Source organism: Abyssibacter sp. (assembly GCF_964229365.1).
In the GTDB taxonomy this organism is placed as follows: Bacteria; Pseudomonadota; Gammaproteobacteria; order Nevskiales; family OUC007; genus Abyssibacter.
Map to the genome: position 1 here is coordinate 1 of NZ_CAXRDQ010000014.1, position 23,885 is coordinate 23,885.

The 23,885-nt window shown below is 66.0% G+C and carries 24 protein-coding genes; 13 read left to right on the forward strand and 11 right to left on the reverse strand.

From position 1 onward, the window contains the following. Window positions 1-202: 202 nt before the first annotated feature. The 10 genes from ACE1EY_RS01705 to ACE1EY_RS01750 all read right to left on the reverse strand — a co-directional run bounded on the left by ACE1EY_RS01705 (window position 203) and on the right by ACE1EY_RS01750 (window position 9,672). Window positions 203-1,477, reverse strand: a complete 1,275-nt coding sequence (locus ACE1EY_RS01705; protein WP_370299295.1) for an acetyl-CoA hydrolase/transferase family protein — start codon at window positions 1,475-1,477, stop codon at window positions 203-205. Next, window positions 1,474-2,358 (reverse strand): CoA ester lyase, encoded by an 885-nt coding sequence (locus tag ACE1EY_RS01710; RefSeq protein WP_370299296.1) that lies wholly within the window; start codon window positions 2,356-2,358, stop codon window positions 1,474-1,476. The genes ACE1EY_RS01705 and ACE1EY_RS01710 overlap by 4 nt, the downstream gene beginning before the upstream one ends. Window positions 2,359-2,457: 99 nt before the next feature. Further along, on the reverse strand, window positions 2,458-3,837 hold the full coding sequence (locus tag ACE1EY_RS01715; RefSeq protein ID WP_370299297.1) for an NAD-dependent succinate-semialdehyde dehydrogenase: 1,380 nt from the start codon (window positions 3,835-3,837) through the stop codon (window positions 2,458-2,460). Window positions 3,838-3,872: 35 nt separating this feature from the next. After that, window positions 3,873-4,655, reverse strand: a complete 783-nt coding sequence (locus ACE1EY_RS01720; RefSeq protein WP_370299298.1) for a ZIP family metal transporter — start codon at window positions 4,653-4,655, stop codon at window positions 3,873-3,875. Beyond that, window positions 4,652-4,960: a Rho termination factor N-terminal domain-containing protein gene (locus ACE1EY_RS01725; RefSeq protein WP_291513551.1), complete on the reverse strand. Its 309-nt coding sequence runs from the start codon at window positions 4,958-4,960 to the stop codon at window positions 4,652-4,654. Before ACE1EY_RS01725 ends, ACE1EY_RS01720 begins: the two co-directional genes overlap by 4 nt. A gap of 31 nt (window positions 4,961-4,991) precedes the next feature. After that, window positions 4,992-6,434, reverse strand: coding sequence for a c-type cytochrome (locus tag ACE1EY_RS01730; RefSeq protein WP_373928025.1), 1,443 nt, complete (start codon window positions 6,432-6,434; stop codon window positions 4,992-4,994). Between the two features lie 4 nt (window positions 6,435-6,438). Next, window positions 6,439-8,205, reverse strand: a complete 1,767-nt coding sequence (locus ACE1EY_RS01735; protein ID WP_370299300.1) for a GMC family oxidoreductase — start codon at window positions 8,203-8,205, stop codon at window positions 6,439-6,441. A 2-nt stretch (window positions 8,206-8,207) separates the two neighbouring features. After that, window positions 8,208-8,540, reverse strand: coding sequence for a gluconate 2-dehydrogenase subunit 3 family protein (locus ACE1EY_RS01740; RefSeq protein ID WP_370299301.1), 333 nt, complete (start codon window positions 8,538-8,540; stop codon window positions 8,208-8,210). Next, window positions 8,540-8,908, reverse strand: coding sequence for a gluconate 2-dehydrogenase subunit 3 family protein (locus ACE1EY_RS01745; RefSeq protein ID WP_370299302.1), 369 nt, complete (start codon window positions 8,906-8,908; stop codon window positions 8,540-8,542). Before ACE1EY_RS01745 ends, ACE1EY_RS01740 begins: the two co-directional genes overlap by 1 nt. Window positions 8,909-9,045: 137 nt before the next feature. Continuing rightward, window positions 9,046-9,672, reverse strand: coding sequence for a cysteine hydrolase family protein (locus tag ACE1EY_RS01750; RefSeq protein WP_373928026.1), 627 nt, complete (start codon window positions 9,670-9,672; stop codon window positions 9,046-9,048). Between the two features lie 79 nt (window positions 9,673-9,751). On the opposite strand from ACE1EY_RS01750, the gene ACE1EY_RS01755 reads away from it, so the two are divergent. The 13 genes from ACE1EY_RS01755 to ACE1EY_RS01815 all read left to right on the forward strand — a co-directional run bounded on the left by ACE1EY_RS01755 (window position 9,752) and on the right by ACE1EY_RS01815 (window position 23,606). Then, complete coding sequence (locus ACE1EY_RS01755) at window positions 9,752-11,812, forward strand: NAD(+) synthase (RefSeq protein WP_370299304.1); 2,061 nt, start codon at window positions 9,752-9,754, stop codon at window positions 11,810-11,812. A gap of 78 nt (window positions 11,813-11,890) precedes the next feature. Then, window positions 11,891-12,553 carry a cytochrome c3 family protein gene (locus ACE1EY_RS01760; RefSeq protein WP_291513557.1) on the forward strand — a complete coding sequence of 221 codons (663 nt, stop codon included), beginning with the start codon at window positions 11,891-11,893 and terminating at the stop codon, window positions 12,551-12,553. Continuing rightward, a complete protein-coding gene (locus ACE1EY_RS01765) occupies window positions 12,550-15,576 on the forward strand; it encodes a TAT-variant-translocated molybdopterin oxidoreductase (RefSeq protein ID WP_370299305.1) in 3,027 nt (1,008 codons plus the stop codon). Before ACE1EY_RS01760 ends, ACE1EY_RS01765 begins: the two co-directional genes overlap by 4 nt. Next, window positions 15,573-16,919 (forward strand): NrfD/PsrC family molybdoenzyme membrane anchor subunit, encoded by a 1,347-nt coding sequence (gene nrfD / locus ACE1EY_RS01770; protein ID WP_370299306.1) that lies wholly within the window; start codon window positions 15,573-15,575, stop codon window positions 16,917-16,919. Before ACE1EY_RS01765 ends, nrfD begins: the two co-directional genes overlap by 4 nt. Continuing rightward, window positions 16,912-17,445: a DUF3341 domain-containing protein gene (locus ACE1EY_RS01775; RefSeq protein ID WP_291513560.1), complete on the forward strand. Its 534-nt coding sequence runs from the start codon at window positions 16,912-16,914 to the stop codon at window positions 17,443-17,445. Before nrfD ends, ACE1EY_RS01775 begins: the two co-directional genes overlap by 8 nt. After that, window positions 17,442-17,972, forward strand: coding sequence for a cytochrome c (locus ACE1EY_RS01780; RefSeq protein ID WP_370299307.1), 531 nt, complete (start codon window positions 17,442-17,444; stop codon window positions 17,970-17,972). The genes ACE1EY_RS01775 and ACE1EY_RS01780 overlap by 4 nt, the downstream gene beginning before the upstream one ends. Beyond that, window positions 17,969-18,988, forward strand: a complete 1,020-nt coding sequence (locus tag ACE1EY_RS01785) for a hypothetical protein (RefSeq protein ID WP_373928027.1) — start codon at window positions 17,969-17,971, stop codon at window positions 18,986-18,988. The genes ACE1EY_RS01780 and ACE1EY_RS01785 overlap by 4 nt, the downstream gene beginning before the upstream one ends. Next, window positions 18,985-19,344, forward strand: coding sequence for a hypothetical protein (locus ACE1EY_RS01790; RefSeq protein WP_370299309.1), 360 nt, complete (start codon window positions 18,985-18,987; stop codon window positions 19,342-19,344). The genes ACE1EY_RS01785 and ACE1EY_RS01790 overlap by 4 nt, the downstream gene beginning before the upstream one ends. Next, window positions 19,341-20,132, forward strand: coding sequence for an SCO family protein (locus tag ACE1EY_RS01795; protein ID WP_370299310.1), 792 nt, complete (start codon window positions 19,341-19,343; stop codon window positions 20,130-20,132). The genes ACE1EY_RS01790 and ACE1EY_RS01795 overlap by 4 nt, the downstream gene beginning before the upstream one ends. Then, on the forward strand, window positions 20,125-21,120 hold the full coding sequence (gene coxB, locus ACE1EY_RS01800; RefSeq protein WP_370299311.1) for a cytochrome c oxidase subunit II: 996 nt from the start codon (window positions 20,125-20,127) through the stop codon (window positions 21,118-21,120). The genes ACE1EY_RS01795 and coxB overlap by 8 nt, the downstream gene beginning before the upstream one ends. After that, a complete protein-coding gene (locus tag ACE1EY_RS01805; protein WP_291513566.1) occupies window positions 21,117-22,700 on the forward strand; it encodes a cbb3-type cytochrome c oxidase subunit I in 1,584 nt (527 codons plus the stop codon). Before coxB ends, ACE1EY_RS01805 begins: the two co-directional genes overlap by 4 nt. After that, entirely contained in the window at window positions 22,687-23,343 is a 657-nt protein-coding gene (locus ACE1EY_RS01810) for a cytochrome c oxidase subunit 3 (protein WP_373928028.1), read from the forward strand. Before ACE1EY_RS01805 ends, ACE1EY_RS01810 begins: the two co-directional genes overlap by 14 nt. Before the next feature lie 8 nt (window positions 23,344-23,351). Next, window positions 23,352-23,606: a hypothetical protein gene (locus ACE1EY_RS01815; protein ID WP_373928029.1), complete on the forward strand. Its 255-nt coding sequence runs from the start codon at window positions 23,352-23,354 to the stop codon at window positions 23,604-23,606. Window positions 23,607-23,642: 36 nt separating this feature from the next. On the opposite strand, the gene ACE1EY_RS01820 is transcribed toward ACE1EY_RS01815, so the two are convergent. After that, the gene (locus tag ACE1EY_RS01820) at window positions 23,643-23,876 is read right to left on the reverse strand and encodes a hypothetical protein (protein WP_291513569.1); all 234 of its coding nucleotides are present in this window, start codon (window positions 23,874-23,876) and stop codon (window positions 23,643-23,645) included. Window positions 23,877-23,885 lie beyond the last annotated feature (9 nt).

Consider the following 23,885-nt stretch of genomic DNA (forward strand, 5'->3'; position numbering starts at 1 on the left):
GCGGCATGGTCGCCGGCCTGATCAACGACATTCCGACGTGTCAGGAACTGATCGATCGGATCATGACCGAAGCGGACGGCATCATCCGGGAGCGTTTGGCGAACGCGCTTTGACCCAGCGTCGGGTAACCATTGACGGCTCGACGGGCCCAGCCTGGGAGCTTGCTTCGGGCACGTGGCCGGTGCTCCAGGCAACGGCGTTTTCAGTACCCCCGCCGTTGAATGACGTGAGCGTCGCGCTCCAGCGCCTCGCGAAAATCCGGATGGGCGATCGTGATCAGGCGTCGAGTGCGCTCGGCCAGGTTTTGCCCCTTGAGTTCGGCCGCGCCGAATTCGGTGACGATGACATCCACCTCGCTGCGGGCGGTGGTCACAGGCCCTGACAGCCGGGCGGTGATGCGGCTGAGGCGGCCGCCCTTGGCGGTCGCGGGCAGGGCGATGATCGACCGTCCACCCGGCGAGCGCGCACCGGCGCGGACATAATCGACTTGACCGCCGGTGCCGCCGAAGTAGCGGTCACCGCTTTGCTCTGCGTTGACCTGGCCGGTCAGGTCGACCTCGACGGCCGAGTTGATCGTCACCAACTGATCCAGTTGGGCGAGCACGGCGGCATCGTGGGTGTAGCCTGCGCGACGCATACCCAACTGGGGATTGCGGTCGGCGAACGCGAACAAGCGGCGCGTACCGATCAGTGCGCCGGTGATGGATACGCCCGCATCGACGGACTTGCGGGCGTTGGTCACCACACCAGCCTCGACCAAATCGACCAGGCCGTCGCCGATCATGCCGGAATGCACGCCGAGGTCGCGACGGTCGGTCAGCAGGCGCAAGGTGGCATCCGGGACCGCGCCGATTCCGACCTGCAGAACGCTGCCATCTTCGATGTATGCGGCCAGCATTGTCGCGATGGCCTGGTCCGTTTCGGTGACTGGGGCGGCCTGCACCTCGACCGGGGGGCGTGAGACCTGCACGGCACAATCAATCTTCGATGCAGGTAGCAGTGCGTCGCAGTGCGTGAATGGCACCTGATCATTGACCTCGGCAATCACCACCCGGGCTTTCGCCACGGCAGCTTGAGTAAAGTCGTTGATCAGTCCATAGCTGTGATTCCCGTTCGCGTCGGGCGGGCTCACTTGCACAAAAGCCACATCGCAGCCGATCAGCCCCTGCTCGATCATGGGCGCCACCTGGCCGACGTGGCAGGGAATGATCTTGAGCCGCTGTACCTTGCTCAGGGCGCGCAGGGCGCCCATCGCTCCCATGCTGGACAACCCGATGCGATCCGCTGCCGCGATCGTGAGCACGCCGGAAAAACTGGTAGCCGCAAAGGCTGATAGCTCGCCGACCGCCTCGGCCTGGGCAATCAACGTTTCGATCAGCGTGCTCGGCTCGCCACAGGCTTGACCCCAGATGATGTGGTCGCCGGGACGCAGATAGCGGGTCAGGTCGAGATCGGTCGCGTGGCTCGTTGCCGTCATGTACGTGCGGCCAGCTTCAGCAAGGTTTGAGCGCGTGCCAGATGCGGCCGGTCGAGCATGCTGCCTCGATGGCCGATGGTGCCGGCCTCGGGGTTTGCCGCGAACAGATCGACGATCTCCTGGGCGGCAGCCACTTCGTCCGCATTCGGCGTAAAGGCTTGGTTGATCACGTCCACCTGCGCCGGGTGAATGGCGAGCATGCCGCCAAAGCCGGCGCGTCGAACCTGGATTGCCCGTTCTCGTAGCCCGTCGAGGTCGCGAAAATCGCCATGAATCGTTTCCACGGCTACGACGCCCGCGGCGGTGGCCCCAAGCAGGCACAGGCTGCGCGCGAGTTCGTAGGTGAAGCCATAGCGGCCATCCGAGTCGCGGTTCTCGCTGGCGCCGACGTCATCGGCCAGGTCTTCGGCGCCCCAACTCATGGCCACGAGCCGTGGAGCCCCGCGGTACTGTCCGGTCGTGAACATGCCGGCGGCGGTTTCCGTCACCAGCGCAATGATCGCCGTGGAGCCGGACTCAATGCCATGGGCGGCCTCCAGGGCTGACAGATAGTGATCCAGGCGTTCGATATCTCCCGGCCCGCAGGATTTGGGGAGCATGATGCCGCCGGGCCGACCAGGCATCACCGCGGCCAGGTCGGCCAGGGCGTGCGACCCCTCCAGCGGGTTGATGCGCACCCAGAGCCGCGCCAGGTCATCGGCATGAGCCTGGAGCAGCGCTGGTATCTGTTCGCGCGCCAGCGGCTTCGCCTGCTCGGTCACCGCGTCCTCCAGGTCGAAGATCACGATATCGGCGTCGCTTGCCGCCGCCTTGTGCATCTTGCGCTCGCTGTCGCCTGGCGCAAAAAGCCAGGATCGCGCCGGTATTGGAAGTTGCATCATGAGGGTCGTAGCCTGATCGCAGGCTGTGATCGGACAGGCCGGCTATTCTGTCGCAATCACGAACCGCTTGCTTGCGACCCTCTGATGCCTGCCGCGGCCTCAGGCCGCCATGACCATCACCGCCTTGGCGTTGACGAATTCACGGACACCAAAGCCGCCATGTTCGCGGCCGTAGCCTGAATTCTTGACGCCACCAAAGGGCATGTTGGGCTGAGCCAGGCCGAAGCCGTTGACGAAGACCATGCCGGTGTCGAAGTGCTTGGTGGCCAGTTCGATGGCGCGGTCGGTGTCGGCGCTGAAGATGCCGCCGCCGAGGCCGAAGCGGCTGTCGTTGGCAATGCGCATGGCATCGTCGCTGTCCTTGGCGCGGATCAACGAGGCGACGGGACCAAACAGTTCGTCGTCGTAGGCCGGTTGGCCGGGCTCCACGTTTTCCAGCACCGTCGCCGGGTAGAAATAGCCGGGACCGTCTGGTTTCTCACCGCCGCATAGCACGGTGGCGCCGGCGTCCACGCTCTTGCGCACCTGGTCGTGCAGGTCATCGCGCAGGTCTTGGCGGGCCATGGGACCGACATCCGTGTCGTCCGCCATCGGGTCACCGCTCTTCAGCGACTGCATGGCCTGGACGAACCTGTCCTTGAACTGATCGTAAACGGCGTCGGTGACGATGAAACGCTTTGCAGCCACGCAGGTCTCGCCATTGTTGTAGACCCGGCCCATGACGCACATCTGCACGGCCCGGTCCAGATCGGCGTCCTCCAGCACCAGATAGGCGTCGTTGGAGCCGAGTTCCAGCACCGTTTTCTTCAGGGCCTTGCCCGCCTGCTCGCCGATGATGCGTCCGGCCGACGGACTGCCGGTGAGCGTCACGCCACGCACCTTGTTATGGGCGATCACGGCATCCGACTGGTCGTGATCGATGACCAGCACCGTGAACAGGTGCTCGGGCAATCCGGCTTCGCGATAGATCCGCTGCAGTTCCAGCGCACTGCCGGTGACCGATTCGGCGTGCTTGAGCAGCACGCCGTTGCCCGCCATCAGATTGGCGATGGAGTAGCGCACCACCTGATAGCACGGGAAATTCCAGGGCTGGATGCCGTAGATGACGCCGATTGGCTCGTAGGCGACCAGGCCGTACTCGCCACTTTGCAGCTCGCGGCGTTCGGTGGCGAGTTGTGCGGGCGCGTGCTCGGCCGTCCACTGGCAGATGCCGGCACAAAGCTCGACCTCTTCCATCCCCTGTGACCGCAGCTTGCCCATCTCGGTGGTCATCAGATCGGCCAGCTTGTCCTGATTGGCGGCCAGGCCCTCGCCGATCTTGCGGATGATGTCGGCCCGATCTTCTAGCGAGACCAGCTTCCATTGCTCGAAGGCCTCGTGGCAGCGGTCGATCGCCGCTTGCATTTGCTCATCGCTCATCTGCGGATAGCGGGCGAGTTCTTCGCCGGTGTTGGGGTTGTGGGTGATGGCGTCGCTCATGTTGTGTACTCCAGGGAGTGGGAATGGCGGAGGGGTCAGGCCAGTTCCGCGAGCAGAATGGCGCAGGCGAAACCGGCCGAGGTGGCCAGGGCGACCCAGGGGCCTCCCTGTTCAAAGGCTTCGGGGAACATGGTGTCGGCCAGCATTGCGAGAATGCCGCCGGCCGCCAGGGCCAGCAGAAAGCTTTCGCCGGCGGCGGGAATATCGGCCAGCAGGACGTAGCCGAGCACGCAGGAGGCCGTGCAGGCGATGCCGACCAGCGACCAGGCCACGATGATGTAGGTGGCCGAGCGGCCGGACTGGCGCATGCCCACCGTGCTGGCGATGGCCCCAGGCAGGTTGGACAGGAACACCGCGCCGAGCAGCACCAGCCCCAGGCCGGGGCCGCTCTCGGCCGCCAGCCCCATGCCGATGGCCGCGTTTTCGGGAATGCCGTCGAGCACCGTGCCCATGAGTACGGCCATGCCGCTGATGCCGGCCTGCTGGCGTGATTCCGGAATCCGCGCGGCCTGGGGCATCACGTCCTGCGGGTCGTTGCCTTGCAGCCGCGGACTTTCGTCGGCGGCGCGGTCCAGCAGCTGATCCAGTCCGATATAGAGCAGAGTGCCGGCGAACAGGCCCAGCAGGGCATAGCCCACCGAGCCGGTCTCGACAGCTTCGGCCATCAACTCGAAGGTCAGCGCCACTACCAGCGTGCCGGCGCCGAAGGCGATCACGGCGGCCAGCAGGCGGCGTGGGATGTGGACCAGCAACCCCAGCGCCACGCCCAGCGGAAACGCGGCGCTGGCCAGCAGGCCGTAGAGCAGGGCGGCCGTCACTGGTTGGACTGGCGGCTCCGAATGGCCTTGATCAGCTCATCCTTGTTCATCTGGCTGCGGCCCTCGATGTTCAGTTCAGCGGCCCGGTTGCTCAGCTCGTCCACCGATCGGGATTCCAGTGAGGTATTGGGGTTGCCGGTGCCCTGGGTGTTCTTGTTCGGGGTCCGGTTTTCTTCGCGGCGCTGGCTGTTGACGGTGCGTGCGGCGATGGACTTCGCCTCGTCCGCGGAACGGCCCCGGTCGAGTTCGCTCTGCTTGACGTGCTCGTATTGCCGTTCGTCCTTGTCGCTCCATGCTTGTGGCATTGCGCTCTCCTGTGTCGTGCGAACACCGGGCTCAATGCCCGGCATCCGGCTCGGGGGGATGAACCTGTTCGCGCAGCTCGGCCACCTGCTCCGGTGACACCTGCGCCCGTTCGGGGGCGCGTTCGCCAAAGCGTTCGCGGACATAGCTCGCCAGCGTGGCGACCTGTTTATCGTTCAGCCGCCAGGCGAAATCAGGCATGGTCAAAACGGTCGGATCTTGCTGCGTCTGCACACCCTGGGCACCCTGCAGAATCACCTTGATCAGGTTTGACGGGTCGTCCTGTGCGGTGGCGGAGTTGTTAACCAGTGCCGGAAACGCGCCGGGCATGCCCTGGCCCTGCAGGTGACAGGCCTGACAGTTGTCCATGAACAGGCGTTCGCCGGCGGTGACGCCACCATGGCCGTCGCCGATCGGCACGGCGGGCGGTGGCATCTTGCCGATCCGGATGGCCTGCGCTGTGCCGGATTGAGCCGGTCGCGAGGCAACCGACGGCGACAGGCCGCTGTTGTCGCCCGTCGGGGCGGTCGCGATCACAGTCTCGCCGTCCTCGTAACGCAGCGATTTCAGATAGGTTGCGATGGCCCGCAGGTCGTCTTCGGTGAGGTATTGCAAGCTGTCGTGGATGGCTTCCTTCATCGTTCCGGTTGCGGCGCTGCGTGACGCGGCCCCGGTTTGCAGGAACTGGACGATCTCGTTTTCCGGCCAGTCGGCCAGGCCCGGAGCGTCGCTAGTGCCTTCGCCGGCGGGCAGACGTGGTGCGTGCCAGCCCTGGATGCTGTGACCCATGAAGGCCTGGTCGGTCTTGCGCGCCATGGCCAGGTTGCGGGGTGTGTGGCAACTGCCGCAATGGCCTGGCCCCGTCACCAGATAGGCCCCTCGGTTCCAGCGGTCGGACTGCTGCGGATCCGGCTCGAACCGGCCGTCATCGAGGAACAGCAGGTTCCATCCCCACATGGCGGCCCGCCAGCTGAATGGCCACATCAGTTCATTACGCTTGTTCGGGACAGCCTGCGGCTCGACATGCTGGAAATAGGTCCACAGCGCCTCGACGTCCTCATCGCTTAGATGCGTGTAGGCCGTGTACGGCATGGCCGGATAAAGGTGTTTGCCGTCCTTGCCGACGCCCTGGCGCAATGCGGTGGTGAATTCCGCCTGCGTCCAGTCGCCGATGCCGTGTTCCGCATCCGGCGTGATGTTCGACGAATAAAGCGTTCCGAACGGCGTTTCGAAGGCGAAGCCACCGGCGTAGGGCGGGCCGTCCGATGCGGTGTGGCAGGCGGTGCAGTCGGCCGCCCGCGCGAGATAGGCACCGCGGCGAATGGTGTCGCCGTCTGCCGAGTCCAGCGCCTCGGCCGACACCGCCAGCTCGACCGGTTCGGCCTGGCTGTACTGCTGGGCCAATGCCGAAGTCGCCGCACCCGCCAGGAGCAGGACCAGCAGCGCAGTCATCCATGAAAGGGTGTGCTGACCCATGGCGCTAGACCAGCAGGCCGGGCGCATCGAGATACCGGCTGCGTATGCCGTCGATCATGAAATAGGTCAGCGCGCCCAGGGTACTGGTGGGATTGACGCCGAAGTTCTGCGGAAAGGCGCTGGCGCCGGGCACGAACAGGTTGGGCACATCCCAGACCTGCATGTACTTGTTGACCACGCTGGTGGCGGGGTCGTCGCCCATGATCGCGCCGCCGGTGTTGTGCGTGGTCTGGTAGGGCACGATGTCGTAGGGGCCCTTGCGCAGGTTCTTTTCGATCAGCCGGGGTGTGGGCGACATGGCCTGGGCAATTTTCTCGGCCTTGTTGGTCGTGAACTCCGACATCTTCAGATCGTTGTCGTGGAAGTCGAAGGTCATGCGCAGCAGCGGCTGGCCGAAGGCGTCCTTGTAGGTGGGGTCGAGATCCAGATAACAGTCCTTGTAGGCCATCGACGAGCCATGGCTGCTGATCGACAGGCTGGAGTTGTAGGACTTGGCCAGCGCCTGTTTCCACTGGCCGCCCCACTTGCCGGCGGCCTCGGGCGTGCGGGTCTGGTTAATCGGCCGGCCGCCGGTCTGCCAGGTCACCAGATAGGCGCCGCCGAGAAAGCCATGCTCGCTGTGGTCGAAGGCCGCCGTCTGCCAGTCAAAGACGGCCTGGCCCAGCGCGCCGGCACCGACGAAGGGATTCATGATCTCGTCGTCGAAATAGACATCCACCGAGCCCATGGTCTGGTAGGCGTAGTTGCGCCCCACGTTGCCGCTGCCGGTCTCCGGGTTGTACGGCTCGCCGATGCCGGAATTGAGCAGCAGTTGCACGTTGTGCACCGCGTAGGCGCCGCAGATCACCAGATCCGCCGGTTGTTCGACGATCTGGCCGTCCGGGTCCACATAGCGCACGCCGGTGGCGCGCTTGCCGTCGTCGGCCAGCAGGATGTGGGTCACCTGGCAGCCGGTGCGTAGTTCAAAGTTCGGCTTGGGCATGAGCACCGGATGGATGCAGGCCTGCGGCGAGGCCTTGGAATTGTTGTAGCAGCCGAAGCGCTCGCAAAAGCCGCAGAAGGTGCAGCCGCCCATGCGCACGCCATAAAGGTTGGTATACGGCGCCGAGGCATTGGCCGCCGGCACCGGAAACGGGTGCATGCCGGCCTTTTTCGCGGCGTCATCAAAGATGTTGGTGGCGTTCACCCGCTTGAGCGGGGGCAGCGGAAACGGGGCGCTGCGGTCGCCGGCGAAGGGGTTGCCGCCTTCCTGGAATTCGCCATTCACCGAACCGGCCTGACCGGAAATGCCGCAAAGGCGCTCGAAGCGCAGGTAATGCTGCTCCAGCTCCTCGTAGCTGATGCCCCAGTCCTGGATGGTCATGTCATCGGGGAGAAAATCCTCGCCGTAGCGTTCGATGGCCCAGGATCGATAGCGGAAGTCGTCCGGCATGCCACGCCAGGTCTGGCCGTTCCAGTGAACCATCGCGCCGCCCACGCCGGTGCCGAGCAGAAAGGAGCCGAGGTGGCGCATGGGCAGCGCGGTCTGGTCACGCTTGTTGCGGAAGGTCAGCGTGGATTGCGACAAATCCTGTTGCAGTTCATGGCGAATGCCGTATTTCAGCTCATCCATGATCTGCGGATAGGCGAAGTCGGGATCGGTGTTGCGCCATGGGCCGCGCTCCAGCGCCACGACCTCCAGGCCGTCTTCGGTGAGTTCCTGGGCGGCGATGGAGCTGGTCATGCCGAAACCGATGCAGACGACATCGACGGGCTTTTTCTTGATCGCCATGCTCAAACTCCGTGTATCGAGACGGGCGGGTAGGGGTAAGGCTGATCACTGCGCTCGGGCCAGGTGTAGAAATTGCCGCGCGCGCCGGGGAAGCCCAGCATCGTCCAGCCCGCCATGTCGCGATTTCCGCCGTACATGGGATCGGACAGAAAGCCTTCCTTGCTCATGCGCAGCAGCAGGTTGAAGAAGACCACGCTGTCGATGCCGTCCAGCGATCGGACGCCGTCATCCACGCCGGTGAGCAGGTCGTCTTGTTGATCGGTCGCCAGCTGTGCGAATCGCTTGCCGTGATCCTGCTGCGCGCGCCGGTCCAGCGCCCGCAGCCCGTCACGCATCAGTTCGGCCGGCGGTCGGCGTGACTGATAGCCCTGGCTGGGGACGCCGTTGGAAAACGGGCCTTGCATGTACCACCGCGCGCCGCTGCCGAAAGGCCGGCCAGCTGGCGGTCGATGAACTCGGGGATACCCAGTGCGCTTGCCGCCGGACTTAGCTCGTCTTCGGGGATGATGCGGTCGGCGGCGGCAGCGAGAATGGCCGCGTCATCGGCATTCAGTACCTGCCACTGGTAGTCGCCGCCGGGGCCGATCTTGCTCGGCGCGGCCAGCGGTGTCGGTGCGGCGCCCCGGGCCAGCGTCGCGGCCCCGGTCGCAGCCGCGACCGCAGCGCTGCCTTTAAGAAATTTTCGTCGATCCAACTGCGTCATGCGAGGCTCCCTGACGGGGGCTCACGTCGCCGGACGTCACCAATCCTTTGGTTCCTGACGCATCCGTGCGTCGTGGAGCGATGTTCAGTCTGTTCTGAACGGCTTCGGCCCCAGGAGTTCCCCGGACCGGGCCGCGGTTACGAGAATCCGGTGGGCGGACCGCCTGAAACCGCCTCGAATTTCAGTTCGTCGGAGGGGCGGATGTCGGCCTTGACCACCCGGCTCATCAGCGTCAGCGCGCGTTCATTCGCTTCGGCATCGACACTGGCCACGCAGTCGCAGGGCACGAACAGGCCAAACTCCCGCATGTAGGCATCGTGCGCCGTGAACAGCACGCAGACGTCGGCGGCGAAGCCCGCCAGGATCAGGGTGTCGCGGTCCAGATGCCGGAGCAGGATTTGCAGCGTGGTGCCGAAGAAGCCGGAGTGCCGCGGCTTGAGTACAAAGTAGTCGTCGTCTTCGGGATGCAGCAGTTCGGAAACCGGCTTACCCGGTGCGTCGTCCGCCGTGCAATGGCGGATCACCCCGGCAAAATCGGAGCGCCACTGACCGAAATTGTCGTTGGCGTAGATCACCGGTATGCAGGCCGCCTTGGCCTGAGATTTCAAGGCCTTGATTCGATGCGCCGCGTCCAGTGCGTCCCGGGCGAAGCGCTCGGATTCGCCATCGACCTGCATGTCGTTGATCACGTCGATCAGGATCAACGCGGTGCGTTCGGGCTCGACGCAGGTGCGGACTTGCGGATGCTCGGCGCGATCGTTCATGTCGGTTCCGACAAGCCAGCGCCGGCCGAGTTGCACGCGGCCCGCGGAACATGCTCCCGCGTTGCCGATCAAAGCAGCCATGACTTCTGCCTTTCACAACATCTATGCCCACGGTTATTTGCGCGCGGCCGTGTGCGTGCCGCATGTCCGGGTGGCCGACACCGTCTTCAACACCGAGCGCACGATTGCGCTGGCGCGGCAGGCCTCGGATCAGGGCGCGGCGGTGGCGCTGTTCCCCGAACTGGGGCTGTCCGCCTACACCAACGACGACCTGTTCCAGCAGGAGGCGCTGCTGGATGCCGTGCTGGCCGCAGTCGAGGCGGTGGTTGAGGCCAGTGTGGATCTGACGCCGATGTTGCTGGTGGGCGCGCCGCTGCGCTTCGAGGGCAAGCTGTTCAACTGCGCGGTCGTGGTCCATCGCGGCCGCATCCTGGGCGTCGTGCCCAAGAGCTACCTGCCGAACTACCGTGAGTTCTACGAAAAGCGGCAGTTCACCGCCGCCCGTGATGCGGTGGGCCAGACCCAGCGGCTGCTGGGCGAGGAGGTGCCGTTCGGCAACGATCTGGTCTTCGACGCGGTGACCGTCGACAACTTCTCGCTGCACGTGGAGATCTGCGAAGACCTCTGGTCGCCCGTGCCGCCCAGCACTTACGCCGCGCTGGCTGGGGCCACCGTGCTGGCGAATCTGTCGGCGAGCAACATCACCATCGGCAAGGCTGAATTCCGCCGCGATCTCTGTGCCTCGCAGTCCGGGAAATGCGTGGCGGCCTACCTTTATTCCGCGGCTGGCGCCGGGGAGTCCACGACCGATCTGGCCTGGGACGGCTACGCGCTGATCTACGAGAACAACGACCTGCTGGCCGAATCCGAACGCTTTGCGGATGACGAGCAGATCATCGTCACCGATGTCGATCTGGAGCGCCTGGCGCAGGACCGCATGCGCCTGACCAGCTTCAACGACGGTGTTGGCGATCACCGCGACAAGGTACGGGCGATGCGGCGCGTGGCCTTTGATTTCGCGCTGCCTGGCGGTCGTTATGCCCTGCTGCGCGATGTGCCGCGGTTTCCCTTTGTACCGGCCGACCCCGCCAGGCGCGACGAGCGCTGTTTCGAGGCCTACAACATCCAGGTGCACGGCTTGATCAAGCGGCTGCAGGCGACCGGCATCGACAAGCTGGTGATCGGCGTGTCTGGCGGTCTGGATTCGACCCATGCCCTCATTGTCGCCGCGCGGGCCATGGACCGCTTGGGGCTGCCGCGCAGTCACATCCTTGGTTACACGCTACCGGGTTTCGCCACCAGCGACACGACCAAATCCAACGCCTGGGCGTTGATGGACGCCCTGGGCATCACCGCCGAGGAGATCGACATCCGGCCGACCTGTCGGCAGATGCTGGAAGACCTGGGCCATCCGGCCGCGCGCGGCGAGCCGGTTTACGACGTGACCTACGAAAACGTCCAGGCCGGGCAGCGCACGTCACATCTGTTTCGCCTCGCCAATCACCATGGCGCGCTGGTGCTGGGTACAGGCGATTTGTCGGAGCTGGCCCTGGGCTGGTGCACCTCTGGTGGGGGCGACCAGATGTCGCATTACCACGTCAATGCCAGCGTGCCCAAGACGCTGATCCAGCATCTGATTCGCTGGGTGATCGCCTCCGGGCAACTCGACGCCACGGCCGGCGAGATTCTGCAGGCCATCGTCGACACGGAAATTTCTCCGGAACTTGTACCGGGGGAATCGGACCAATCCGAGGGGCCCAGTCAGAGCACGGAGGCGAAGATTGGTCCGTACGAGTTGCAGGATTTCAATATCTATTACGTCACCCGCTTCGGGTTTCCGCCGAGCAAGGTGGCGTTTCTCAGTCACAGCGTCTGGGGCGATGTGGAGGCCGGCGAGTGGCCGGCGGACTTCCCCGACGCCAAGCGCCGGGCGTACTCCCTGGGCGAGATCCGGCATTGGCTGGAGGTCTTTCTCCAGCGCTTTTTCGGCAATTCCCAGTTCAAGCGATCGGCGATGCCCAACGGGCCGAAAGTCGGCTCGGGTGGTTCGCTCTCGCCGCGCGGCGATTGGCGTGCCCCCAGCGATTCCGAGGCACGAATCTGGCTGGACGAACTGCGCCGCAACGTGCCCGACGACTAGGCTGCCGCATGGCGTCCGGGCCGCGGCAGGTGACGTCGCCGGTTGCCTCGTCGCGCATCCATCCCGAGGCCGCGCCGATTGAAATCGCGGCCATCAGCCCAGGTCTTCCGCCCGCGCAGCAATGCGCTGGTGGTCGTGTTCGGCGCGTTCATGGTCGTCGTCGTGGCCGGGACTGCGACAGCGGTGATCCTCTACGCGAATTCCGCATTCGTGACCGGCGTGGGTGAAACCCTGCAGCAGCCCGTGCCGTTCAGCCACCAGCACCATGTGGCCGAACTGGGTATCGACTGCCGCTACTGCCATGCCGACGTGGATCGCTCTGCCGTGGCCGGCGTACCGCCGACCTCGACCTGCATGAGCTGCCATTCCCAGCTTTGGACCCACGCGCAGATGCTGGAACCGGTCCGCAAGAGCCTGGAGCGCGACGAGCCGCTGCGCTGGAACCGCGTGCATGACCTGGCCGATTACGTCTATTTCAATCATGCGGCGCATGTGAACAACGGCGTGGGCTGCGAGTCCTGTCATGGTCGGGTGGATCGCATGCCGTTGGCCCGGCAGGTCCAGCCGCTGACGATGAGCTGGTGCCTGGATTGCCATCGCAACCCGGGGCCGAACCTGCGGCCCGAGCAGGCGATCACGGCCATGGGCTTCGACGCCGCAGCCGTCGACAGCCATGCGTTGCTGGAGCGCTACGGCATTCAGGTCGATCGCCTCAGCGACTGTTCGGTGTGTCACCGATGAGCCGGGTGCTGTCCCTGGAGGAGCTGCAAGCCTCGCTGGCGGTATCCGGAAGCGGGCCACGCTACTGGCGCAGCCTGGACGAGCTGGCCGGCAGGGAGGGGTTCGGCGAGCTGCTACGCGAGGAGTTCCCCCGGCTCGCCCCGCTGTGGGAGCAAAGCGTCGACCGCCGCGGCGTACTCAAACTGATGGCGGCCGGTCTCGCGCTGGCAGGTCTGGGCGCTTGCAGCCGCCCGGCCGAAGAGATCGTGCCCTACGTGAATATTCCGGACGGGCAGACCCCGGGCCGCGCCCGGCACTACGCCACCAGCCTGTTCGTCAATGGGCATGCCCACGGCGTGATCGCCAAGACCCTGGAAGGGCGGCCGGTGAAGCTGGAAGGCAATCCCGATCACCCGGCCACCCTCGGCGCCTGCGACAGCTGGACCCAGGCGGCCTTACTGGGGTTGTACGATCCGGATCGCTCCCGCACGCCGCGTTTTCGCGACCAGGTCTCTACCACTGGCGCATTGCTGGACGCATTGCTGCCACGGCGCAAACACTGGGACCGGACGGGCGGCGAGGGGCTGGCCTTCGTGCTGGGTGATCGCAACTCGCCCAGCGAACAGGCGCGGCTGCGGGCATTGCGGGCACGCTGGCCAGCCGCGCGCTGGTTCGGTCATGACGCCGATGGCCGGCGCCAGGCGATGCAGGGCGCCGACCAGCTATTCGGGCGGCCTCTGCAACCCGTTCACGACCTGTCGGACGCCGACGTCATCATCAGCCTGGACGCCGACCTGCTCGCCAGCGAACCCGGTTTTCTGGCGCATGCCCGCCATTTCGCCGCGGGTCGCCGGGCCGGCGCAGCCGGTGCGGCGATGAACCGGCTGTTTGTCGCCGAAGCCGCGCCCACAGTGACCGGCGCGGCGGCAGACCATCGTCTTGCCGTGGCCGCAGACGGGATCGATGCGCTGGCGAGGAGCTTGGCGCAGGCCTTGGGGCTGGAGGTCCCGGCCACGGGCTTGCCGGCCTCCTCGGCTGGCCGGGCCGCGGGATGGATCAAGGCTGCCGCGACCGATCTCGCCGCGGCGCAGCGGCCGGTGATCATCGCCGGTGCGCAGCAGTCGCCGGCGGTGCATGCGCTGGCCCTGGCGATGAATGCGCGGCTCGGCGCGCTGGGCCGCAGCCTGCGCCTGCGCGAACCCGATGGCCTCGTCACCGAGCCGCTGCAGAACCTGAACAAGGCCATCGCGGACCAGACTGTTGACTCGCTGATCCTGCTCGACGCCAATCCGGTGTACGACGCGCCGGGTGATCTGGATTTTTCCGAGACGTTCCGGACAGTCCCGTTTCGCCTGCACTGGGGGCCGTATGTCGATGAGACGGCGCGGCTGTGCCACTGGCATGTGCCGGCGACGCATGATCTGGAATCCTGGGGTGATGCGTGTGCGCATGACGGCAGCGTCGGCCTGATCCAGCCGCTGATCGAGCCCATGTATCAGGGGCGAACCGCGCTGCAGATGCTCGCGCTGCTGGACACCGGGCAGGAGCGCGAGGCACGCGGCCTGCTCAGCGATTACTGGCGAGACACCGCAGCACTATCCGGCGGGTTCGACGCGGCCTGGCAGCGTTGGCTGACCGCCGGTGTCGTCGCCGAGGCGCGGCCGGACTTCGTGTCGGCGCGGCCGCTGGCGGACTGGGCCGAGCGGCTACCGGAGCCGACACCGGACCGCGATGGCTTGTTGCTGCAGTTCCGGCTGCACCCCACGGTCTTCGACGGTCGTCATGCCAACAACGGCTGGCTGCAGGAGCTGCCGGCGCCGATGACCAAGCAGACCTGGGGCAATGCCGTGCAGATCGCGCCGGCCACGGCTGCGCGCCTGGAACTGGCCGACGGCGACGTGGTGCGGCTGTCGCTGGGTGAGCGCGCGCTGGAGTCGCCGGTGCTCATCGTCCCCGGGCATCCGCCGGACGCCCTGAGCCTGACCCTGGGCCATGGCCGCACCGCCGCCGGCCGTGTCGGCAATGGTGTCGGCGTGAATGCGGCGCGACTGCGACGCGCGGCCGCGCCGTGGTTCACCGGCGCTGCGGCCATCAGGCGCACCGGCGCCGCCGAGCCGCTGGCCCTGACCCAGAACCACCACCTGATGGAAGGCCGCGAGCTGATCAGGTCCGCAGATGTCGCGACCTATCGACAAGACCCCGGCTTCGCGCAGGAGCCGCCTCCCGACAAATCGCTGTATCCCGAGCCGTCACCGCGCGCCCGATCGGCATTGCCGCAATGGGGCATGAGCATTGATCTGAACACCTGCATCGGCTGCAACGCCTGCGTGACGGCCTGCCAGGCCGAGAACAACATCCCGGTGGTGGGCGCCGACGAAGTCGCCCGCGGGCACGAGATGCACTGGATACGCATCGACCGCTACTACGAAGGCGAGCCGGATGCGCCGCGTATGGCCTTTCAGCCCGTGCCCTGCATGCACTGCGAGAACGCGCCCTGCGAATACGTGTGTCCGGTGGAGGCGACACAGCATTCCAGCGACGGCCTGAACGAGATGGTCTACAACCGCTGCGTGGGCACGCGCTACTGCTCGCAGAACTGCCCCTACAAGGTGCGCCGTTTCAACTGGTTCGACTACAGCAATCAGGCGGCACTGGCGACGCCGGCCGCGGCCAATAATCCGGACGTGACCGTGCGCTCGCGTGGCGTCATGGAGAAGTGCACCTACTGCGTGCAGCGCATCCGCAGCGCCGAGATCGAGGCCGATATCAGCGATCTCCCGCTGGCCGATGGCGATGTGGTCACGGCCTGCCAGCAGGCCTGCCCGACGCAGGCGATTCACTTCGGAGATGTCGCCGATCCGGACAGCGCGGTCAGCCGCGCCAAGGCCCAGCCGCGCGACTACGGCCTGTTGACGCACCTGAACACCCGCCCGCGCACGACGTATCTGGCGAGTCTGCGCAACCCGGCACCAACGCTGGCCAATGGCGACGGCCATGGCGACGACGATGGCCACAGCCAAGACGACAGTGAGTCACCGGCATGAGCGAGCGCGAACCGCTGATGCCGGACCAGCTGACCCACGGCGGGCTCACGCAGCGTGTCAGCGCGCTGGTGCTGGAACGACGGCCACCGCGGTCATGGCGTGTGGGCGTGGTGGTCTGCGCGCTGCTCACGCTGGTGTTCGTCATCGGCCTGAGCCATTTGTTCGCGACCGGGGTCGGCATCTTCGGGCTGAACATCCCGGTCGCCTGGGGGCTGCCGATCACCAACACCATCTGGTGGATTGGCATCGCCCACGCCGGCACGCTGATCTCGGCCGTGCTGCTGCTCACCCGCCAGCGCTGGCGGGCGTCGATCAACCGCTTCGCCGAGGCCATGGCCATGTTCGCCATCGTCTGCGCCGGGCTTTATCCGGTGCTGCATCTGGGCCGGCCCTGGTTCTGGTACTACCTGCTGCCCTATCCCAACGACATGGGGCTTTGGCCGCAGTGGCGCAGTCCGCTGGTCTGGGACTTTTTCGCGATCGCGACCTATCTGCTGTTCACCAGCAGTTTTCTGTACCTGAGCCTGTTGCCGGATCTGGCCAGCCTGCGAGACCGGGCCAGTGCACGGGCCACGCGCCTGTTCTATGGCGTGCTGGCGCTGGGCTGGCGCGGCGATGCGCTGCACTGGGCGCGCTACGAGCGGGCGACCAAGACCATGGCGGCTGTGGCGGCGCCGATCGTCGTGGCGGTAACGGGCATCATTTCGCTGGATCTGGCCGTGTCCATCGTGCCCGGCTTCCACTTCACCATTTTCCCGCCGTATTTCGTCGCGGGCGCGCTGCTCTCCGGCTTTGCCACGGTCGCAATTCTGGCCGTGGTACTGCGCTGGATGTTCGCGCTGGAGGATCTGGTCACCCGCCAGCATCTCGACTACCTCGGCCGGATGATGCTGATCTTTGTCGTCATCGTGAACTACGCCTACACGCAGGAGATGTTCGCGGCCTGGTACTCGGGCGAGGTGGAGTACCGCTACGTGTATCTGGATCGCTGGACGGGCCCTTACGCGCCGGCCTGGTGGGGCATGATTCTGTGCAACGTCGGGCTCACCCAACTGCTGTGGTTCCGGCGCGTCCGCCGCTCACCGCTGGCGATGCTGGCCCTGGGCATCACCACCAATCTGGGCATGTGGCTGGAGCGTTTCCAGATCGTGTTCACGTCCACGCATGCCGACTACATGCCGTCGAACTGGGACACGGTCTGGCCCACGGGCTGGGACTGGGCGATCTACGCCGGGTCGCTGGGTTTGTTCGGCTTGTTGCTACTGCTGTTCGTGCGGCTGATGCCGATGATTTCCATGCATGACATGCGGGCGCAGATTGCCGATCGAGGGCGTGATGGCTAAGCCCATGGGCTGGCTCGCTCGATTGCCGGATGAGGGCGCATTGAGCGCTGCCGTGCAGCAGCTGCGGGCGCAGGGGTGGACGCGGCTCCAAGTGTTCTCGCCGTATCCGATCGAGGGTCTGGCCGAGGCGCTGGGGCACCGCAGCCGGTGGTCCGGCCCGGTGATTCTGCTGGTTGCGCTGGGCGCGGCCGGCGCGGCGTTCGCGATGCAGTGGTACTCCGCGGTGATCGACTATCCCTTCGTGGTCGGAGGCAAGCCGTTCGGGCACTGGGCACCGTTTGCGCTGGTCACCTTCGCCATGGGGCTGCTGGGCACCGTGTTGGCCGCGATCATCGGCATGCTCGCGGGCAATCATCTGCCGCAGCCTTACCATCCGGCCTTCAACGTGCCGGATTTCGCCGATGCCAGCGACGACGGTTTTTTTCTGCTGCTGGCGGCCGATGACCCCCAGGCCGGTGACGAGCCGGCCGTGCACCAGGCGCTGGAAGCCGCCGGCGCGCGCATCGTGGCCGAGGTGCCGGCATGAGGCCGGTGAGTCGTTACCTGATCTGGCTGGCGCTGCCGGCGCTCAGCGCCTGTGCGCAGCCGGATATGGAGGATCAGCCGAAGTACGAGACCTACGAAGCGGCTACCGAGTGGCCGGGGAAGCAATCTGCGAGAACACCGCCGGCCGGCACGGTGGCCCGTGACCGCGAGACCCTGCCGCCGCGGCCGGCAATGAGCCTGGCCTTGCTGGGGCAGGGTCGCCACGCCTTCAACGCATTCTGTTCGCCCTGTCATGGCCGCAGCGGGCGCGGCGACGGCATGGTTGTGCAGCGCGGATTTCCCGCGCCACCCGATCTGAACGCCGATGCCCTGCGATCGATCCCGGCGCGGCGAGTCGTCGACGTGATCACCCATGGGCATGGCGTCATGGTGTCCTACGCCGACCGCGTGCCACCTGGCCCACGCTGGGCGATCGCCGCCTATGTGCAGGCCTTGCAACGCGCTCAGCATGTGCCGATCGCCAACCTGAGCGACGCCGAGCGCCGGCAATTGGAGGCCTTGCCGTGATGCCGCGCGGACCGGCGCTGCTGGCCGCGGTCGGCGTCGTCGCCTGCCTGCTCGGGCTGCGGGTCGACCGCCTGGCGCTGGCCCAGGCCTGGTTGGTTGCCGTGCTCTGCCTGCTGCTGGGTCCATTGGGCGCCCTGGGTGCGCTGGCGACCCACGGCCTGACCGGTGGCCGCTGGGGCGACGCCACGGCCCCGCGCTGGCAGGCGCTGGCCTGGAGCCTGCCGCTGGTGCTGCTCGCGATGCTGCCGCTGCTATGGGCGGTCGACGGGTTGTTCGCCTGGCGAGCCCCGCTCGAATCCTTGCCGGAGGTGGTGCAGGCCAAGACGCTGTATCTGAACCTGCCGTTCTTTCTGCTGCGCTGGGTGGTTTATGCAGTGCTGTGGCTCGCGATGCTATGGGCGCTGCTGCTGCGCCAGGTCCGGCCGCTGGCCTGTGTACTGACGCTGATCGGCTTGCTGTATTCGGTGACCTTTTTCGGCTTCGACTGGGTGCTGTCGCTGGAGCCGAGTTTCTACACGGACATCTTCGGCCTATGGCTGCTGGTCACCGCCGTCGGCGTGGCCGCGGCGTTGGTCATGCTGCTGGACGACGGACGCAGGGCGGCTGCCCGCGCCGATGTCGCCGCGCTGTGGCTGGCTGTGCTGCTGGGCTGGGCATTTCTCGCCTTTGCGCAGTACATCATCGTCTGGTCCGGCAATCTGCCGCATGAGATCGGCTGGTATCTGCATCGCAGCACGCCGCTGTGGCGAGCCGTGAGCTGGCTGGTGTTTGTGCTGCTGGTCGGCCTGCCGTTCTGCCTGCTGCTCACCGGCCGCGGGCGGCGCAGTGGTCGGGTGCTGCGCGCCACGGCTGTGCTGGTGCTGCTCGGTACCGTCTTGCAGGCGGCCTGGTGGATCTTGCCCGCGTTCGACGAGCTGTCGTCGCATTTGCTGTGGCTGCTGCCTGCAAGCCTGCTGGCCCTGGGCGGCGGTCAGGGGGCCATCGTGAGTCACCGACTTGGCCGGGATAGCACATGAATTCGCAGCCTGGCTATGAGATGCAGGATGTCGACCCGCGCTTGCCGGCACGGCTGGCGCTGGCCATGGTCGTTTTTCTGCTGCTGGGCATCGCCACCGTGACCGGCATCATGCTGAGCCTGTGGGCGGTGGATGCGGGGCCGGAATCGCCCTTCGGTGCTGCGGATGAGCCAGTACCCGGCCCGGTCTTGCAGGCTGATCCGCGGGCCGACATGCAGGCGCTGGAGCGGCGCTGGCAAACCGAGTTGAACAGCATTGGCTGGGTCGATCGCGACGCCGGGATCGCACATATCCCGATTCGCGAGGCCATGCAGCGGACCGCGCAAGCCGGGTGGCGCGAGGAGGGCGGATCATGATGGTCCGGCGCTGCCTGCTCACGGCGCTGATGGCCTGGCCGGCCATGCTCCTGGCGCATGGCGATGTCGCGCATCAAGACGCCACGCTGGACAGCGCCCGCTACGAGCAGCGTATCGGGCATCGCATCCCGAGCGGGCTGGTGTTCGCCGATGAATCGGGCCAGCCGCTGCCGTTCGAGTCGCTCATCGGGGACCAACCACTGGTGCTGGTGATGAGCTGGTTCGATTGCCCGAAACTGTGCCCGATGGTGCTCGACGGGCTGGCCCGCAGCGCCGCGCGGGTCGACTTCATGCCGGGTCGGGACTACCGGGTTGCGGCCGTGAGCATCGCCCCGGACGAAGGCCCGGCGCAGGCGCGAGCGCTGCGCGCCGGCCTTGACGATGGCGCGGGTTCCTGGGCGTTGCTCACCGGCTCGTCCGGGCCGATCGACCGGTTGGCCGAGGCGGTGGGCTTTCGCTATGCCTATGACGCCGAGGCGGATCGCTATGCTCATCCGGCTGGCCTGGTCGTGATCGCCCCCGATGGCCGGGTCTCGCGGTATCTGTTCGGCTTGTCGCCCGATCCTAATGATCTAGAGCGCGCGCTCATCGACGCCAGCCAGGGTCAGCTGGGGTCGGTCGTCCAGCAGATCGTGCTGCGCTGTTTCCGCTACAACGCCGAGTCCGGCAGCTATTCGCTGGCGATCTGGAGCGGCTTAAGAATCGCGGCCGTGCTGACCCTCGGGTTGCTGGCGATGCTGGTTTGGTGGCTGCATCGCCGCGCTCAGCGGAGCGTGGTCCATGGCTGAGCAGGCGGGTTACCTCGACACGGTGGAGCAGGGCCTGGCCCTGCACCCGGAACAGGCGGCGACCAGTGCGGCGCAGGTCGATCTGCTGTTCTGGGTGCTCGTCGCCGTCTGCGTTGCGCTGGTGTTGACGCTGTTCGCCCTGGTCATCGGTTTCAGCGTGCGCTATCGGGCGGGTTCCCGGCGGCCGCGGCCGGGGGCGATCGCCGAATCGCTGGGGCGGCGTATCGAACTGGGCGGTGCGGCCGGGCTCACGGTGGCCTTTCTGGCGCTGTTCGCCTGGGCCGGCACGCTCTACCTTTATCTCTACCGCGATCCGGGCGGTGACATGCTCACCGTGAACGTCGTCGCCAAGCAGTGGATGTGGAAGCTGCAGCACCCCAACGGCGCGCGCGAGATCAACACCCTGCACGTGCCCACCGGGCAACGGGTTCGACTGCGCATGACCTCGCAGGACGTGATCCACAGCTTCTACATCCCGGCCTTCCGGCTCAAGCGCGATGCGGTCCCCAGGCTCTATACCACGGCCTGGTTCGAAGCCAGCAAGCCGGGGGAATACCACCTGTTCTGCGCCGAATACTGCGGCACCGACCATTCGCGCATGCGTGGCAAGGTCGTCGTGATGACGCCCGAGGACTATGCCGCCTGGGCGCAGAAGAACGGCGAGGGCGAGGGTCCGGTGCAGGCGGGCGAGCGCCTGTTCACGGCCTATGGCTGCAGCGGCTGCCATCGCGGCCGTGGGACCGTGCCTGCGCCGCGTCTGGATGGCGTGGCGGGGCGCCGCGTGGCACTGGCCGCCGGCGGTACCGTGCTGGCCGACGCGGCCTATCTGCGCGATTCCCTGCTGCTGCCCAACAAACATGTCGTCGCGGGCTATGAACCCGTCATGCCCAGTTATCAGGGGCAGATCCCGGAAGACGAAATCCTGCAGATCGTGACCTATCTGCAATCCCTGGAACCTGGTGACTGGACTGTGGAGCCCCGCCGATGAGCGAGCCTGGTACGCATTATCTGAACGAGGGCTGGACGCTGCGCTCCTGGCTGCTGACCACGGATCACAAGCGCATCGCGTGGATGTATTTCGCGACCATCACGGTGTTCTTCTTCATCGGCGGGCTGGCGGCCCTGCTGATCCGACTGGAACTGCTGACCCCCGCCGGCGAGATGGTCGAATCCGACACTTACAACAAGCTGTTTTCCGCCCATGGCATCGTCATGGTCTGGTTCTTTCTGGTGCCGTCCATCCCGGCAACGATGGGCAATTTTCTGCTGCCGCTGATGCTGGGCGCGCGGGATCTGGCGTTTCCTAAGCTGAACCTGCTGTCCTGGTACATCTTCACGCTGGGCGGGCTGTTCACGATGACAGCGGTGATCGCCGGGGGGGTGGACACCGGCTGGACCTTCTACACCCCGTACTCGACGCTGTTCTCGAACTCGGCCGTGGTGCTGGCCGCCTCGGGTGTGTTCGTGGTCGGATTCTCGTCGATTCTCACCGGGCTGAATTTCATCGTCACCACGCACAAGATGCGCGCGCCGGGGCTGACCTGGATGCGGCTGCCGCTGTTCTGCTGGGCGAACTACGCGACCAGCCTGATCATGATTCTGGCCACGCCGGTGCTGAGCATGGCGCTGTTGCTAATCGTGCTGGAGCGGGTGCTGGGCATCGGTATCTTCGACCCCGAACTGGGCGGCGATCCGCTGCTGTTCCAGCACCTGTTCTGGTTCTACTCGCACCCGGCGGTCTACATCATGATCCTGCCTGGCATGGGCGTGGTCAGCGAGATCATCACCTGCTTCGCCCGGCGGCCCATCTTCGGATACACCGGCATGGTGATCTCGATCATGGCCATCGCGCTGTTCGGCTTCATCGTCTGGGGCCACCACATGTTCGTGGCCGGGCAGAGTCTCTACGCGGGCATTCTGTTCTCGTTCTTCACCTTTCTGGTCGCCGTGCCGTCGGCAATCAAGACACTCAACTGGACGGCGACGCTATACGGCGGCCGCATCCGTTTCACCGCACCGATGATCTACGGGCTGTCGTTCCTGGGGTTGTTCACCATCGGCGGGCTAACCGGGGTGATTCTGGCGTCGCTGGCGGTAGACATTCACCTGCACGACACCTACTTCGTCACCGCGCATTTCCACTACATCATGGTCGGCGGCATGGTCACGGCCTATCTCGGCGGGCTGCATTTCTGGTGGCCCAAGATCACCGGGCGAATGTATTCCGGGCCCTGGTCCATCGTCGCGGCGCTGGCGCTGTTCATCGGCTTCAATCTGACGTTTTTCCCGCAGTTCCTACTCGGTTTTCTGGGTATGCCGCGGCGTTACCACGCCTATCCCGAAGAGTTTCAGCTATTGCATGTGATGTCCTCGCTGGGCGCCGGCGTGCTGGCCGTGGGTTACTTGTTGCCGATGGTTTATTTCGGCTGGTCGCTGTGGCGCGGCAAGCCGGCCGGCGACAACCCCTGGGATGCGACCGGCCTGGAGTGGCAGACCAGTTCGCCGCCGCCCAAGCACAATTTTGTCGACACGCCGACGGTGACCACACGGCCCTATGACTATGTCTGACGGCGCGACCATCGCCAGCCATTTCGAGGATGCCGAGCAGCAGCGCGAGGCGGGGCTGATGGGCATGTGGCTGTTCCTGGCAACGGAGCTGCTGTTGTTCGCCGGCCTGTTCGGCGGCTTCGCGATCTACCGGGGGCTGCACGGCGATGCCTTTGCCGCCGCGGCCCGGCATCTGGACCTGCCGCTGGCCACCGCCAACACGGTGATCCTGCTCACCAGCGGACTGAGCATGGCGCTGGCCGAGCGCATGGCGCATGCCGGCGCGCCCCAGCTCGCGCGCCGCTGGATTGCCGTCACCGTCGCGCTGGGCGCCAGCTTTCTCGCGATCAAGGGGTACGAGTGGCATCACGAGTACAGCGAGGGACTGATGCCGCTGCTGGGCCTGGCCTTCGAATACGACGGCCCGGATGCCGCGCAGGCGCATCTGTTCTTCGACTTCTATTTTGCGATGACCGGCCTGCATGCCTTGCACATGCTCATCGGTCTCGCAGCGCTGGTGCTGCTGTGGATGCTCGGCCGACCGCGTGCGGGGCTGCAACCCGATCGCTACATTCGACAGGTGCAGATCACCGGCATGTACTGGGCCTTTGTCGACGTGGTCTGGGTGTTCGTGTTCACCAGCCTTTATCTGCTGCGCTCATGAATCCGGCGATGCGAACATTGCTGCTGACCTGGGCCGCGTTGCTGGCGGTTTTGGCGATGTCTGTCGCCGTGGCGTTGTTGGCGCTTGGCCCCTGGAGCATCGCGCTCAACCTGGGCCTCGCATTGCTGATGGGCGGGTTGCTGGTCGCGAACTTCATGGACCTGCTCAGCGCAAAACCGCTGATCCGCGTGTTCGCGCTGGGCGCCCTGTTATGGGTTTTTCTGCTGTTCGTGATGCTGCCGGTGGATTATCTGACGCGCTAGCCGGGACGGCGACCACACCGCCCCGGCGGTTATGCGTCAGGCCCGGTCGGCCAGCCCGGCTGCACCCTCGTGCCCGGCACAGGGTGCGCAGCAGAACATGTCGCCGCCGCTTTGAACGCCGTGACCGATGATGCGGCAGCCGCAGTGCTTGCAGCTTGGCGCCAGCATGTGAATGGCGCATTCGAAGCAGTCAAAAACATGGGACTTGCCGCCGACTGAAATGGTCATCGGCCGGTCGTATTCATTACCGCAGGTTTCGCATTGAGCCATGGTCGATCT